At 73.0% G+C, this 13,356-nt stretch carries 15 protein-coding genes; 12 read left to right on the top strand and 3 right to left on the bottom strand.

What is annotated here, in order from left to right:
* Nucleotides 1-83 precede the first annotated feature (83 nt).
* Complete coding sequence (locus tag SOM35_RS10195; protein ID WP_221851268.1) at nucleotides 84-572, bottom strand: hypothetical protein; 489 nt, start codon at nucleotides 570-572, stop codon at nucleotides 84-86.
* Nucleotides 573-719: 147 nt separating this feature from the next.
* Here SOM35_RS10195 and SOM35_RS10190 point away from each other — a divergent pair, with 147 nt between their 5' ends.
* The 4 genes from SOM35_RS10190 to SOM35_RS10175 all read left to right on the top strand — a co-directional run bounded on the left by SOM35_RS10190 (nucleotide 720) and on the right by SOM35_RS10175 (nucleotide 4,224).
* On the top strand, nucleotides 720-1,724 hold the full coding sequence (locus tag SOM35_RS10190; protein ID WP_320515313.1) for a M23 family metallopeptidase: 1,005 nt from the start codon (nucleotides 720-722) through the stop codon (nucleotides 1,722-1,724).
* Between the two features lie 130 nt (nucleotides 1,725-1,854).
* Nucleotides 1,855-2,763, top strand: coding sequence for a helix-turn-helix transcriptional regulator (locus tag SOM35_RS10185; protein ID WP_221851274.1), 909 nt, complete (start codon nucleotides 1,855-1,857; stop codon nucleotides 2,761-2,763).
* Between the two features lie 73 nt (nucleotides 2,764-2,836).
* On the top strand, nucleotides 2,837-3,577 hold the full coding sequence (locus SOM35_RS10180) for a class I SAM-dependent methyltransferase (protein WP_320515312.1): 741 nt from the start codon (nucleotides 2,837-2,839) through the stop codon (nucleotides 3,575-3,577).
* Between the two features lie 167 nt (nucleotides 3,578-3,744).
* A complete protein-coding gene (locus SOM35_RS10175; protein ID WP_320515311.1) occupies nucleotides 3,745-4,224 on the top strand; it encodes an FBP domain-containing protein in 480 nt (159 codons plus the stop codon).
* A gap of 74 nt (nucleotides 4,225-4,298) precedes the next feature.
* Here the strand turns inward: SOM35_RS10175 and SOM35_RS10170 are convergent, their stop codons facing one another.
* Entirely contained in the window at nucleotides 4,299-5,285 is a 987-nt protein-coding gene (locus tag SOM35_RS10170) for an aldo/keto reductase (RefSeq protein ID WP_320515310.1), read from the bottom strand.
* A gap of 167 nt (nucleotides 5,286-5,452) precedes the next feature.
* On the opposite strand from SOM35_RS10170, the gene SOM35_RS10165 reads away from it, so the two are divergent.
* The 6 genes from SOM35_RS10165 to SOM35_RS10140 all read left to right on the top strand — a co-directional run bounded on the left by SOM35_RS10165 (nucleotide 5,453) and on the right by SOM35_RS10140 (nucleotide 11,800).
* Nucleotides 5,453-5,986: a thioesterase family protein gene (locus SOM35_RS10165; RefSeq protein ID WP_320515309.1), complete on the top strand. Its 534-nt coding sequence runs from the start codon at nucleotides 5,453-5,455 to the stop codon at nucleotides 5,984-5,986.
* Nucleotides 5,983-6,609, top strand: a complete 627-nt coding sequence (locus tag SOM35_RS10160) for a YdeI/OmpD-associated family protein (RefSeq protein WP_221851331.1) — start codon at nucleotides 5,983-5,985, stop codon at nucleotides 6,607-6,609. Before SOM35_RS10165 ends, SOM35_RS10160 begins: the two co-directional genes overlap by 4 nt.
* A 9-nt stretch (nucleotides 6,610-6,618) precedes the next feature.
* The gene (locus tag SOM35_RS10155; protein WP_320515308.1) at nucleotides 6,619-7,500 is read left to right on the top strand and encodes an aldo/keto reductase; all 882 of its coding nucleotides are present in this window, start codon (nucleotides 6,619-6,621) and stop codon (nucleotides 7,498-7,500) included.
* Nucleotides 7,501-7,659: 159 nt separating this feature from the next.
* Nucleotides 7,660-8,262 carry a PadR family transcriptional regulator gene (locus SOM35_RS10150; protein ID WP_320515307.1) on the top strand — a complete coding sequence of 201 codons (603 nt, stop codon included), beginning with the start codon at nucleotides 7,660-7,662 and terminating at the stop codon, nucleotides 8,260-8,262.
* A complete protein-coding gene (locus SOM35_RS10145; protein WP_320515306.1) occupies nucleotides 8,259-8,990 on the top strand; it encodes an ABC transporter ATP-binding protein in 732 nt (243 codons plus the stop codon). Before SOM35_RS10150 ends, SOM35_RS10145 begins: the two co-directional genes overlap by 4 nt.
* The gene (locus tag SOM35_RS10140; protein ID WP_320515305.1) at nucleotides 8,987-11,800 is read left to right on the top strand and encodes an FtsX-like permease family protein; all 2,814 of its coding nucleotides are present in this window, start codon (nucleotides 8,987-8,989) and stop codon (nucleotides 11,798-11,800) included. The genes SOM35_RS10145 and SOM35_RS10140 overlap by 4 nt, the downstream gene beginning before the upstream one ends.
* Nucleotides 11,801-11,882: 82 nt before the next feature.
* Here the strand turns inward: SOM35_RS10140 and SOM35_RS10135 are convergent, their stop codons facing one another.
* Nucleotides 11,883-12,167, bottom strand: coding sequence for a hypothetical protein (locus SOM35_RS10135; protein WP_111074083.1), 285 nt, complete (start codon nucleotides 12,165-12,167; stop codon nucleotides 11,883-11,885).
* Nucleotides 12,168-12,587: 420 nt separating this feature from the next.
* Here SOM35_RS10135 and SOM35_RS10130 point away from each other — a divergent pair, with 420 nt between their 5' ends.
* Both SOM35_RS10130 and SOM35_RS10125 read left to right on the top strand, forming a co-directional pair.
* Nucleotides 12,588-12,806 (top strand): type II toxin-antitoxin system HicA family toxin, encoded by a 219-nt coding sequence (locus SOM35_RS10130; protein WP_320515304.1) that lies wholly within the window; start codon nucleotides 12,588-12,590, stop codon nucleotides 12,804-12,806.
* 8 nt (nucleotides 12,807-12,814) lie between these two features.
* Nucleotides 12,815-13,219 carry a sigma factor-like helix-turn-helix DNA-binding protein gene (locus SOM35_RS10125; RefSeq protein ID WP_320515303.1) on the top strand — a complete coding sequence of 135 codons (405 nt, stop codon included), beginning with the start codon at nucleotides 12,815-12,817 and terminating at the stop codon, nucleotides 13,217-13,219.
* Nucleotides 13,220-13,356: the final 137 nt, after the last annotated feature.

Below are 13,356 nucleotides of genomic sequence, written 5' to 3'. Positions count from 1 at the left end.
ATCAAGATACCCGTCCTGTGGAGGAGCGCCAGTGATCCCCGGACCTGTGGAGGAAGCGACCAGCCGTGTCCGCCGCGGAACGCTCAGACCGTCAGGCGGAACACCCGGAGCCCGGCCGCCCGCAGACCGGCCGTCCCGAGCCGGGTGCGCAGGTTCCGGAAGGGCCGACGGAACCCCGACCAGGCCCTCGCCGCACCGAGCTGGTGCAGGACCTCGGCGGTCAGGGCGCGCTCGAGCTTCGGGGCCAGTCGGGTCGCCCGTGACACGGTGATCACGATGCGCACCGCACCCGGCCGGAGCAGGGGTTCGAGGAGCTCGGCCGCTTCCTGCGCCCGGTGGAACGCGGGGTCCTCGCCGGGCCGGCGGATCGCGATGACCGCGAGCTCCGCATCGGCGGTCTCGTGCAGCTCCGGCACGTCGTCGACACCGACCACGCGCATCCGCGCTGCATCGACTCCGGCACGGACGGCAGCGGCCCGCAGGATCGGGAGCAGGTCCTGGGTGCCGGCGAGCACGACCTCCGCCGACCGCAGGTCGATGGGTTCGTGCCGCTCCCGCGGCGATCGGGCCATGAGGGGTCCTCTCCGTCGCTCGTCTCGACACTACTGATCCACAGCCGGGAGGCCCGGATCCCGTCGATCTGCGCACCCCCGCCCGCGGTCGGCCGGGGGAAGAGGGGCTGTACAACCGGACAGGTTCGTGCAGAATGGGCTCCGGCCATGACTCTCCCTGACGCAGACCACCCCCGCAGCACGCCCGTCGTGCACCTGACGCGTCGTGCTGCCCTGGCGGCGGAGCGTGCCGAGCAGGCCGCCGCGACGAAGCCCCGAACGCGTGCACCGCGACCGGCACCCGAGCGCACGCCGACCGCCACGACCCCGGTCGTCACCGCTCAGGCGCGCACCACCCCGGTCGTCACCACGCCGGCCGCCGCGCACGCCGACACCCGCATCCGCCGGGTCCCCCGCCGCGCGGTCGCCGTCGCCAGCAAGACGGCCGCCAACCCCGCCACCCCGGTGAACCGCCGCCGCGGCCGCGGAGCCCGCGCCAGCCGCCTCACCCTGACGAGCGCCGCCGCCGCACTCGCGATGTTCGGCGCCGCCGCGATGCCCGCGCACGCCAGCACCGGCACCTCCGCCGCCATCGCGACCCTCGCCCCCGCCGTCAGCACCCAGGACTTCGCCGTCACCCAGGTGGCGCTGCCGAGCACCTCGCGCGACGGCTTCACGGTCGGCGGCGGTGTCGCCTCGACGGGCGCCGGTGCTGTGGCGGCCGGCGAGACGGTCACGTACGGCGGCGACGTCCGCTCGCCGTTCCCGGGCCCGGTGCGGATGAGCTCCGGCTTCGGGTACCGCACCGCTCCGTGTGGCGCCTGCTCGTCCCTGCACCAGGGGCTCGACTTCAACCCGGGCATGGGCGCTCCGATCGGCGCCGTCGCCGCGGGCACCGTGCGGGTGTCGGGGATCTACTTCTCGTACGGCGAGACCGTGATCATCGACCACGAGGTGGACGGCCGGAAGGTCTCGACCCTGTACGGCCACATGATCCCCGGTTCGTCGCCGCTCAAGGTCGGCGACCGCGTCGAGCCCGGCCAGTTCATCGGCAGCGTCGGGTCCTCCGGGGTCTCGACCGGGGCGCACCTGCACCTCGAGGTCCTCATGGACGGCACGCTGCCGATCGACCCGGCCGCCTGGCTCGCCGCGCACACCGGCCGCGCCCTCTAGCCACAGCGCATCCGGCAGCGCCGTGCCGGCGGAACCCGACGACGGACGGGAGGCGCGCCTCCGGACCGGTGCCGCGCCTCCCGTCCGACGCCCGCAGCCGGGCACACCGGCGGGCACGTAGCCTGGGGACATGGGTATCGACGTCCGCAACGAGATCCGCGACTTCCTGTCCAGCCGACGAGCCCGGCTCACCCCGGACCAGGCGGGCATGCCGTCGTTCGGCGGCGGCACCCGACGAGTCCCCGGACTCCGTCGGCACGAGGTCGCGATGCTCGCGGGCGTCAGCGTCGACTACTACACGCGACTCGAACGCGGCACCCTCAAGGGCGTCTCGGAGGGCGTCCTCGACGGCCTCGCCAACGCCCTGCAGCTGGACGAGGCGGAGCGCGCGCACCTCGCGGACCTCGCACACCTGGCGAACGCAGGGGTGAAGACCACCCACCGTCCGGTGCCGACGTCGGTGCGTCCCGCGGTGCAGCGTCTGCTCGACGCCATCACCGGTGCCCCGGCGTGGGTGCGCAACGAGCGGCTCGACATCGTCGCCGCGAACACCCTCGGCCACGCGCTGTACGCACCGGTGTTCGCCGGTGCCGGGCGCCCGGTCAACACCGCGCGCTTCGCGTTCCTCGACCCCGCCGCCCGCGACTTCTTCCCCCGCTGGGAGCAGACCGCCCGCGACGCCGTGGCCGTCCTCCGCACCACGGCGGCCTCGAACCCGTGCGAACCGGGCCTGATGACGCTGGTCAGCGAGCTCTCGGCGAAGAGCGAGGAATTCCGCACCTGGTGGGCCGAGCACGACGTGCACGTGCACCGCTCGGGCCGGAAGCACCTGCACCACCCGATCGTCGGCGAGCTCGAGCTGACGTTCGAGGCGCTCGAACTGGTCGCCGACCCCGGGCTGACGGTGTTCACCTACGGCGCCGACGCCGGGTCGGAGTCCGAGCGGTCCCTGTCGCTCCTCGGCACCTGGGCCGCCACCGAGTTGGCGGAGCAGCGGGCCGCCGTACGGTCGACGGAGTCGGTCGACCAGGTCGACTGAGACCGGCCGGACCGACCGAAGCCGCCCCCGAACCAACCGGTTGCCGCCGACCTGCCCGCCGTAGGCTGACGGCGTGACGAGGACTGCGGACGGACCGGCTGGCGACGCCGAGCACGGCGGGGCCGACGGTGGTCCGAGCCCGTCCCGCCACCGTCGTCCGGAGCCGGTCTTCGAGCGGGCGATCCGGGTGGCGCTCGGTCAGGCCCGCTCGGTCCTGCACGTCACCGCAGGCCCCGGGGGCGTCCTGTACGCACCGCGCGACCGGGACGTCACGGTCGTCGACCCGGCCGCCGAGGCCCTGCCGTTCGCCGACGACTCCTTCGACGCCACCTCGTCGGCCTTCTCGCTGCCCGAGTGGCCCGAGTGGTCGGACCTCGACCGGGGTCTCGCCGAGGTCCGTCGGGTCACCCGGGGGCCCGTCGTCCTGCTCACCCGCGACCCGGCCCGCATCGAGGACCACTGGCTCGCCACCTACGCGCCCGAGGTCCTGGCCCGTGACGCCCGACGCTGGCCGACGCTCGACCGCATCGCCGATGCCCTGGGCGGCGAGGTCTCGACGACCCGCCTGCCGATCCCCTTCACGTGTGTCGACGGGTTCTCCGAGGCGTACTACGCACGACCGGAGCGCCTGCTCGACGCCGCCGCCCGCCGAGCCGACCCCGCCTGGGCGGCCGTCGACGAGATGACCGCGGCCCGGTCGGTTGCCGCCCTCCGCACCGCGCTCGAGGACGGCTCGTGGGACGCCCGGTACGGCCGACTCCGCGTGCAGCCGTCGTACGAGGGCTCGCTGGTGCTCGTCGTCGCGCAGCCGTAGGGTGCTGGTGTGAGCAACCGTTCCGAGGAGGTCGTCGGCGCCTGCGCCGGCATCAGGGCCTGACGCCCCCGCCGTGTCGTCCGACACGGCGTCGTCGTCGAACCCTCCGAACGAACCGCACCCGTGACGCACCCTGCTGCGCCGGTGCCAGAACGACAGGCTCACCCATGCTCCCGATCACCGTCGAGGCCCTCCGCGCCTCCTTCGTCAACGCCTCCCGCCGCGAGGTCACCGAGATGACCGTCCCCGACCTCGAGGCCGTCCGCTGGGACGACCTCACCTTCCTGGGGTGGCGTGACCCGAAGACCCCGCGCCGCGCCTACGCAGTCATCCCGACCCTGGACGGCGAGCTGGTCGGCATCGTGTTCCGGCAGGCCGAGGCCTCGCCACGCTCCCGCGCCCAGTGCTCGTGGTGCCAGGACGTGAAGCTGCCGAACGACGTCGTCTTCTACAGCGCCAAGCGCTCCGGCCCGGCGGGTCGGAAGGGCGACACCGTCGGCACGCTGGTCTGCCAGGACTTCCAGTGTTCGCGGAACGTCCGGAAGACCCCGCCGCCGGCGTACGAGGGGTACGACGTCGAGGCGGCCCGCCTCCAGCGGATGGACGACCTGCAGTTGCGGGTCGCGGCGTTCGCCGCCGAGGTCTGACGCGACCCGACGACAGACGGGAGGCACGGTGCCAGCTGGCACCGTGCCTCCCGTCCGTCAGGTGGTGGCGTCGGTCAGCGACCGATGCTCGACATGTCGGGGTAGCGGTCCCCGGTCGGCAGCGGCAGTGCCGAGAGGCGCTCGACCTGCTCGGGCGTGAGGGCGAGGTCGGCCGCGCCGACGTTCTCCTCGAGCCGCGAGACGCGCTTCGTGCCCGGGATCGGGACGACGTCGTCGCCCTGGGCCAGGAGCCACGCGAGCGCGACCTGGGCGGGGGTGCCGCCGACCTCGTCCGCGATGCCCTTCACGGCGTCGACGATCTTCATGTTCGCCGCGAAGGCCTCCTCCTGGAAGCGCGGGTTGGCGGAACGGAAGTCGTCGGCGTCCAGGTCGGACGGCTTCGTGATGGCGCCCGTGAGGAACCCACGGCCGAGCGGCGAGTACGGCACGAGACCGATCCCGAGCTCGCGCAGCGTGTCGAGGACGTCGCCCTCGGGGTCGCGGGTCCACAGCGAGTACTCGCTCTGCAGCGCGGTGATCGGGTGCACGGCGTGGGCCTTGCGGATCGTCGCGGCACTCGCCTCGGACAGACCGATGTGGCGGATCTTGCCCTCCTGCACGAAGCCGGCGAGCTGCCCGATGACGTCCTCGATCGGCACGGCCGGGTCGACGCGGTGCTGGTAGTAGAGGTCGATGTGGTCGGTGCCGAGGCGGCGGAGCGACCCTTCGAGGGCGGTGCGCACGGAGTGCGGGGCCGAGGTCAGCCCGCGCTCCTGGCTCGGCGTCTCCTCGTCGGCCTCGTGCTTGTACAGGCCGAACTTCGTGGCGATGACGACCTCGTCGCGGCGGCCCTCCAGCGCCCGGCGGAGAAGGTCCTCGTTCGTGTACGGGCCGTACGCCTCGGCGGTGTCGAACAGCGTGACACCGAGGTCGATGGCGCGGTGGATGGTGCGGATGGACTCGGCGTCGTCGGAGCCGGCGCCCGAGTAGAAGGCGCTCATGCCCATGGTGCCGAGGCCGATCGCGCCGACCTGGAGGTCGGCGAGCGTGCGTGTCTGCATGCGTGGTCCTTTCGTCTGCTGTCCCGGTCTACTCGCCCTGGCAGCGTCGGAGGGAGGCACTGACCGTGCCCGCCTGGTGGGAATGCCTGAGGCCGTCATCGCCGAACGAAGCTGAAGGTCGTCTCCGAAAGCCCTGGACCCGGTACTGGACGTGGTCGGATCGTGCCGTGAACCTGACCTTCCGGCTCCTGCTGCTGACCCTGCGCGTGCGCCTGTCGCCCCGCCGCCTGTCGCTCTGGGACGAGTCACGGACCCCGTTCCGGGTGACGCTCACCGACCTGGACCCGCTCCGGCACGTCAACAACGGCAAGTACCTGTCGCTGCTCGACCTCGGTCGTCTCGACCTGCTGCTCCGCTCCGGCGCGTGGCACACGTACGCCGAGCGCGGCTGGTACTCGGTGGTGTCCGCGCAGACGATCACGTACAAGCGGTCGTTGACGCTGGGGCAGCGCTTCGAGCTCCGGTCGCGGGTGCTCGGGGTGGACGAGCGCGCCGTGTACATGGAGCAGACGTTCGTCCGCCGCGGGGACGTCGTGGCGCGTGCGGTGGTGCAGGCCCGGTTCCTGCGACGGACGGGAGGCTCGGTGTCGCCCGACGAGCTGCTCGCGGCGACCGGCGGGTCACCTCGTGACCTGACCCTGCCGGCCTGGGTGTCGGCGTGGGCCGCGTCCGTCCGGATCAGCAGCGACGACCGGGGCTGAGCGTGGCCGCCGAGATCGAGCCGTTCGTCGTCGCCGACGCCGCTGCCTGGCGTGCCTGGTTGGACGGGCACGAGGAGCTGTCCGACGGGGTGTGGCTGGTCCTCGCGAAGAAGGGCACGACGAGTCCGACGAGCCTGACGTACGCGCAGGCCCTCGACGAGGCGCTCTGCTCCGGCTGGATCGACGGGTCGAAGCGCGGCCTCGACGACGCCACGTTCCTCCAGCGGTTCACACCGCGACGGAAGGCGTCGCTGTGGTCGCAGCGGAACGTCGGGCTGGTCGCGGCGCTGGTCGAGGCCGGACGGATGCGTCCACGCGGTCAGGCGGAGATCGACCGGGCGAAGTCCGACGGCCGGTGGGACCGGGCGTACGCGGGTGCCGCGACCGCAGAGGTGCCGGCGGACCTCCGGTCGGCGCTCGACGCCGTACCCACGGCAGCTGCGCTGTTCGCCGACCTCGACGCGACGAACCGGTACGCGGTCGTGCACCGGGTGGTGACCGCCCCGAGCCCGACTGCGCGGGCGAACCGGGTCGCGAAGCTGGTCGGGATGCTCGAGCGTGGAGAGACGCCGTACCCCCGTCCCCGGGTGGACCCTCAGGACCGTGGTGCCGGGCAGGCGTAGACCGGGTGCATGACCACTGGCACTGACACCACGAACCGTCCGGCCGCTTCGTCCGGCACCTTCCGCATCGGCGGGGACCTCGAGGTCAACCGCCTCGGCTACGGCACCATGCAGCTCACCGGCCCCGGCGTGTGGGGACCGCCGAAGGACCACGACGAGGCGATCCGCGTCCTCAAGCGCGCCGTCGAGCTCGGCGTGAACTTCTTCGACACCGCCGACTCGTACGGCCCCTACGTCGCCGAGGAGCTCCTCAAGGAGGCCCTGCACCCCTACGGCGACGACGTCGTGATCGCGACGAAGGCCGGCCTGACCCGCACCGGCCCGAACGAGTGGCCGCCGGTCGGCCGCCCGGAGTACCTGCGCCAGGAGGCCGAGATGAGCCTCCGCCGTCTGGGTCTCGAGCGCATCGACCTGTTCCAGCTGCACCGCATCGACCCGAAGGTCCCGCTGGGGGACCAGATCGGTGAGCTCAAGAAGCTGCAGGACGAGGGCAAGATCCGCCACATCGGCCTGTCCGAGGTCTCCGTCGACGACGTGAAGGCCGCGCAGGAGATCGCCACGATCGTCTCCGTGCAGAACCTCTACAACCTCACCGACCGCTCGGCCGAGGAGCTCCTCGACTGGTCGGAGCAGCAGGGCATCGGGTTCATCCCGTGGTTCCCGCTCGCGACCGGTGGGCTGACGGGTGCGGAGTCGCCGCTGACCGAGCTGGCGAAGCAGAAGGACGCCACCCCGGCGCAGGTCGCACTGGCCTGGCTGCTGAAGCGCTCCCCCGTCATGCTGCCGATCCCGGGCACCTCGAGCGTCGACCACCTCGAGGACAACCTGCAGGGCGCGACGATCGAACTCTCCGACGACGAGTTCCAGGAGCTGTCGAAGCTGCACAGTTGACGCACCGACTGCATGACGGGAGGCTCCTCACCGGTCCGGTGGGGAGCCTCCCGTCCGTCGTCCGGATGATGTTCGCGGCGTTCGCTTGCCGACCCATACCGAGTATGTGCATACTCGGTATGCCCGCGGAGAAGTGCTCCGCCGGGTCGAGGGGGAACGATGAGCGTTCGCATGGGCGTACTCGCACTGCTGGTGGCCGAGCCGGGCTACGGCTACCAGCTCCGGGGGGAGTTCGAGCACCGCACGGGGGGCAGCTGGCCGCTGAACATCGGCCAGGTCTACACGACGCTCGACCGGTTGGAGCGAGACGGCCTCGTGGCCCGCGGCGACGCCGACGACGACGGACACGTCGTCTACACGGCGACCGACGCGGGACGCGAGGCGGTCGACCGGTGGTTCAGCGAACCGGTGCCCGCCAAGCGCGGCCGCGACGAGTTGGCGATCAAGTTCGCCATCGCGGTGACCGTGCCCGGCGTGGACGTGCAGCGCCTCGTGCAGGTGCAGCGGACGGCGGCGGTCCGGGCGCTGCAGGACCTGACCCGACTCAAGCGCACCACGGACCCCGAGACGGAGCTGGCGTGGTCGCTCGTCCTCGAGTCGATGGTGTTCCAGGCGGAGTCCGAGGTGCGGTGGCTCGACCACGTCGAGTCGAGCGTCGCGCGGTACCGACCCACTCCCCGGGCGAGCGCCGACACCCCGGACGACGAGGACGTGTACGGCAGCGAGCCCACCGGCCGCCGCGGCACGGGTGCCGTCCGATGAGCACGACCGCGCTCCTCGAACTCGACGCCGTCGCCGTGCAGTACGGCAGCGGTGCGCAGGCTGTGACCGCCCTGGCCGGTGTCGACCTGACGATCCGTCCCGGTGAGATGGTCGCCGTGATGGGCACCTCCGGCTCCGGGAAGTCGACGCTGCTGTCGGTCGCCGGCACCCTGATGCCCCCGACGAGCGGCGAGGTCCGCATCGACGGCGAATGGGTGTCCGACCGCCCGGCCCGCGAACTCGCAGCACTGCGGCGACGCGTGCTCGGCTTCGTGTTCCAGGACTTCAACCTCATCCCCTCGCTGACCGCGGTCGAGAACGTGGCGCTGCCGCTCGAACTCGACGGCTGGCGCACCGGACGTGCACGGAAGGCGGCGGAGCTGGCGCTCGAGAGCGTCGAACTCGGCCACCGGCTGGACGCCTGGCCGGACGACCTCTCGGGCGGGCAGCGACAGCGGGTCGCCATCGCCCGCGGGGTCGTCGGCGATCGCAAGCTCGTCCTCGCCGACGAGCCGACCGGGGCCCTCGACTCCCAGACCGGCGAGGTCGTGCTCCGCATGCTCCGCCGACACGTCGACTCCGGTGCCGGTGCGCTGCTCGTCACGCACGACGCCCGGCACGCTGCGTGGGCGGACCGGATCGTGTTCCTCCGCGACGGCCGCATCGTCGACGAGACCGTGTACGCCGGGGTCGAGCTGGCCCTGACCGACGCGCAGGACCACCCGTGAGCGAGCGGCCCCGTCGGGACACGCACCGCCCGACGATCCGCAACCGCACCCCGTTCGCCGTCCGGCCGGCGCTGCTGCTGGCCCGACGTCTGGCGTTCGCCCGGCCCGGGCGGGCCGTGCTCGTCGCGGCGCTCATCGGGCTGCCGATCGCCGGCCTGGCCGCGGGTGGGGTGCTCATCGCGTCGACCACACCGAGCACCCAGGACCGGTTGGACGTCGAACTCGGGCAGTCCGCGGCGATGCTCGAGGCGAACGGCCCCGACCTCGCCGGCCTGCGGCAGGACCCGGTCGACCGGTACACCTCGACCATCGCCAAGAAGAGCCCGCTGCAGCGGTACTACGACCGACCGGACACCTCCGACGCCGACGCCAGCGCCTTCCCGACGCCCGACCTGCTCGGCTCCGTACCCGACGGTGCGGCGTCGATCCCGGTCCGGCAGAGCACCGCGGTCGTCAGCGGCCCGAAGGTCCCCGTCACGGTCAACGCCGTCGAGGGGCAGACCTGGGCCGGCGCCCTGCAGGGGCACTGGCAGCACCTCGAGGGCAGCGTCCCGGAGTCCGGGGACCAGGTCCTCGTCACCCCGGCGACACTCGACCGGTTGCACATCGCGATCGGCCAGACCCTGCAGCTCGACGACCCCGTCCAGCGGCAGGTCACCGTCGTCGGGACGCTCCGCGACCTGGGCATGCCGAGCTCGGACCTCGCGGTGTTCGGGGAGTGGGGGTCGCTCGGGCTCACGGACGACGGTGGCGCGCAGGTGTTCCTGCCCGACCGCAGCATCACCTGGCCGGAGATCCAGCGGTACAACGACCACGGCATCGTCGTCGAGTCGCGGGCCGTCGTGCTCCACCCGCCGTTCCCGAGCGCGAGCTCCCGCGGCTCGGGGTCCCTCATCAGCTACGGGTACGTGGGGCTCGCCGGGGTGTTCGCGCTCTTCGAGGTCGGGCTGCTCGCCGCGGCCGCGTTCCTGGTCAGCTCCCGCGCCGACACCCGGACCCACGCCGTGCTCGCCAGCGTCGGCGGGGACCGGCGCTTCCTGTTCACGGTGGTGTCGTCGTCCGGGCTCGTGCTCGGTGCCGTCGGGGCGGCCGTCGGGACCGCGCTCGGCATCGTCGGTGGCGTCGTCGCGTTCCACCTGCTCGACTCGGGCGACCGGTTGCAGTACCCCGGCGTGCACCTGCCCTGGCTGGTGCTGCTCGTCGTGCTGGTCCTGGGCATCCTGGCCGGCTGGGCCGCGTCGCTCGTCGCCGCCCGGAGCGCCAGCCGGGTCGACGTCGACAGTGCCCTGCGTGGTGCCACGCGCCCCGCCCCGGTCTCCCGGCGACGCTGGGCAGCGGCGGCCGGACCGGTGCTCACGGTCGTCGGCATCGCGATGACCCTGGTGTGCGGTGTCGTCGTCCTCGCGCTCAACGCCCGCCCCGTGCAGGAGGACCACCTGGCCCTCGTCGTCGGTGCCGGAGTCGCCCTCGGGCCCTGCCTGGCACAGCTCGGCATCGTCCTGGCCGCCCGGCGGCTGCTCGGCGCGGTCGCCCGCGTCGGCGAACGGTTCGGCCTGCCCGCCCGGATCGCCGTCCGGGACGCCGTCCGCAACCCGGTCCGGACCGTCCCGGTGCTCGCGAGCGTGATGAGCGTCGTGTTCGTCGCCACCGTCGTCCTGACCTTCACGGCGTCGCAGTCGGCCCAGAGCAACGAGCAGTACACGTTCCGGACCGCTGAGGGCGTCGGTACGACCTCGGTGACCGACACCGACGGGGCAGCGGATGCCGACCTCACCGCACGGGCGGTGCGCGTCGTGCGACAGGTCGTCCCGGAGGCGCACGTCCGCGTGCTCGGGGCGAGCATCGAGAACCGCTCGGACGACCAACCGATCACCCTGCCCGTCGACGTCCACCGGCCCGACTGCGCGAGCGGTGACAGCGGACCCTGCTCGGCCTGGTTGGCGGGGCCGGACAGCAGCAGCCCGCACGTCCTGACGGGCAGCGCCGACGACCTCGGCGTGCTGATCGGGCACCAGCCGTCCCGAGCGGCGCGCGCAGCCCTCGAGCGCGGCGACGCGGTGGCGGTCCGGAGCGAGTTCGTCGAGGACGGCGCCGTCCGTTTCGACACCCGGAAGGCCTCGCAGTTCGCGATGTACGGGGAGAAGCCGACCGGCAAGGCGCTGCACACCACGACCGTGCCGGCCGTGGTCGAGCACACCGACGAGCCGCTGCAGATCGCCGTGTTCCTCACCCCGCAGGGCGCCGCACGGCACGGCCTGGAGACCGCGCCGAACTACCTGGTCGGCAGCTTCCCCGACGGCCTGTCCACGGAACGCGCGGACACCCTCGCCGCCACCTGGCAGGCCGCCGCCGGGCAGCAGGCCGACACCTGGTACCCGTCGTTCACCGTCGAGGCCGGGCCACAGGACCCGTTCCGTCCGATCGCCCTGGTCGTCGTCCTGCTCGCCGGCATCGTCACGCTCGGGGCCACGACGGTCGCGATCGGGTTGGCCCGCGCCGACGGTCGCCGGGACGACGAGGTACTGGACGCGATCGGCGCCTCCCCCGGGGTGCGCCGTCGGGTCTCCACCTGGCAGGCCGCGGTGCTCACCCTGGTCGGCTCGCTGGTCGGGGTCGCGCTCGGGGTCCTGCCGCTCCGTGCGCTCACGCTGCGGTTCACGCCGACGCCGCTCGGGGTCTCGCACCTGCCGTTCGCGCCGGACCCGACCTCGCTCGTGGTGCTCGCGATCGGGCTGCCGCTCCTGGTCACCGCCGGGGTGTGGGCCGTGGCCGGGCGTCGGCGGCGGGTCGCGGTGCGCCGGACCGCTTGACCGGCGGACGGCCTGACCGGCGGACGGGAGGTGCGGTGCCAGCGGGCACCGTACCTCCCGTCCGGTGGGTGGTCGCGGGCCGCTACTCGGTGAGCCGGACGAGCAGTGGCAAGAAGAGCCCGGCGAGCCAGGAGAGCACGAGCACCGAGGCACCGACCGCCAGGAGGCGGCGGCGACTGCGCTGCTTCGGGCTCTCCGCGATGCCCCAGACGCCGGCGCGGACGAGCAGGCGGTTCGCTTCGCCGACGAGGCGGCGGACCTCCGGGTCCTCCATGTCGAGGTCACCGTTCTCGGCGTGCTCGGCGATGGCGGTGGCCTCGTCGACCGTCAGCGCGGTGTCGCCCGTCGCACGGTCCCTGCGTCGCATGCGCCCACGGTAGCCCGCGGGTGCCCGGAGGGCCACCGGCGGCGGGGGGCGCCTGGGCGGCGGGGCGGCGGGGCGCGCTCGGGCTGCGCACAACGGAAGCCGCCTCGAACCACGGACTGCCGTGGTTCGAGCCGGTTGCTGTTGTGCGGCGGCAGCTCGCGCCAGCGGGCCCGCGGGCCGCGGCGGACGGGAGGCGCGGGGCCACCGGTGGCGACGGCCGGGCGGCCCGCGGCGCGCTGGGCCAGCGCGCTCCGGCGGCGCATCCGGGATGCGCACAACGGAAACCGGCTCGAACCACGGGCTGCCGTGGTTCGAGCCGGTTTCTGTTGTGCGGCGGTGGCGGCGCGCTATCGGGCTGCGGCGACGGGAGTTGTCAACAGGGGAATGATGGACACCTCACCCCCCGGTAGATTACGCTGCATGCCGAAGCCACAGAAGTACCGGGACGTCGTGAAGGTCCTCCGTGCGAACGGATGGATCCTGCTGCGGTCCGGCAAGGGCTCGCATGAGTTGTGGGGACCGCCGGACGGCTTCGTGTACGAGGTCGTGAGCAACCACGGACCGGGTGGCGAGATCAGCGCCGGCGTGGTCGGCAAGCTCCTCCGGAAGCTCCCGAACACTCCCGACAACTGGCGATAGGAGAGACGATGGCCGACATCACGTACGCAGCGGTCGCACGCAAGGACGGACGGTGGTGGACCGTGGAGGTCCCCGCGCTCGACGTCACCGGACAGGCTCGGAGCCTCGGCGAGGTCCAGGACGTGGCACAGGAGATCGCCGGACTCGTCCTCGACGTCGACCCCGCGGAGGTCCGGGTCGAGGTCAGCGTCGGGCTGCCCGAGGAACTCGAGGCGAAGTGGCGCGCGGCGAGGGAACGCGCTGCCCGAGCTGCGACCGAACAACTGGCGGCAGCTGCCGAGAGCCGGGCCGTCGTGCACGCCCTCCGCGTCCAGAAGTGGACCTACAAGGAAGCTGCGGCAGCACTCGGCCTCTCGGAGCAGCGCGTGCACCGCATCGAACAGGCGAACGGACGCGAACTCACCGCGGTGTGAGGCGGCTGCCGAGCGGATGGCCTGGGCAGGGCCGGGCGCGCTCGGGCTGCGTCCGGGCTGCGCACAACAGAAACCGGCTCGAACCACGGACTGCCGTGGTTCGGGCCGGTTGCTGTTGGGCGGCGGCAGCTCGCGCC

Source organism: Curtobacterium sp. CFBP9011 (genome assembly GCF_034045095.1).
GTDB lineage: Bacteria > Actinomycetota > Actinomycetes > Actinomycetales > Microbacteriaceae > Curtobacterium.
The sequence above is the reverse complement of the archived record's forward strand: the minus strand, read 5'-3'. Positions and strand labels throughout refer to the sequence as shown.

Excerpts from the sequence above, each read along its gene's own strand:
- SOM35_RS10145 (WP_320515306.1), top strand. The coding sequence starts at position 8,259 with ATGAGCACGACCGCGCTCCTCGAACTCGACGCCGTCGCCGTGCAGTAC.
- SOM35_RS10125 (WP_320515303.1), top strand. The coding sequence starts at position 12,815 with ATGGCCGACATCACGTACGCAGCGGTCGCACGCAAGGACGGACGGTGG.
- SOM35_RS10190 (WP_320515313.1), top strand. The coding sequence starts at position 720 with ATGACTCTCCCTGACGCAGACCACCCCCGCAGCACGCCCGTCGTGCAC.
- SOM35_RS10175 (WP_320515311.1), top strand. The coding sequence starts at position 3,745 with ATGCTCCCGATCACCGTCGAGGCCCTCCGCGCCTCCTTCGTCAACGCC.
- SOM35_RS10195 (WP_221851268.1), bottom strand. The coding sequence starts at position 572 with ATGGCCCGATCGCCGCGGGAGCGGCACGAACCCATCGACCTGCGGTCG.
- SOM35_RS10155 (WP_320515308.1), top strand. The coding sequence starts at position 6,619 with ATGACCACTGGCACTGACACCACGAACCGTCCGGCCGCTTCGTCCGGC.
- SOM35_RS10135 (WP_111074083.1), bottom strand. The coding sequence starts at position 12,167 with ATGCGACGCAGGGACCGTGCGACGGGCGACACCGCGCTGACGGTCGAC.
- SOM35_RS10150 (WP_320515307.1), top strand. The coding sequence starts at position 7,660 with ATGAGCGTTCGCATGGGCGTACTCGCACTGCTGGTGGCCGAGCCGGGC.
- SOM35_RS10130 (WP_320515304.1), top strand. The coding sequence starts at position 12,588 with ATGCCGAAGCCACAGAAGTACCGGGACGTCGTGAAGGTCCTCCGTGCG.
- SOM35_RS10185 (WP_221851274.1), top strand. The coding sequence starts at position 1,855 with ATGGGTATCGACGTCCGCAACGAGATCCGCGACTTCCTGTCCAGCCGA.
- SOM35_RS10170 (WP_320515310.1), bottom strand. The coding sequence starts at position 5,285 with ATGCAGACACGCACGCTCGCCGACCTCCAGGTCGGCGCGATCGGCCTC.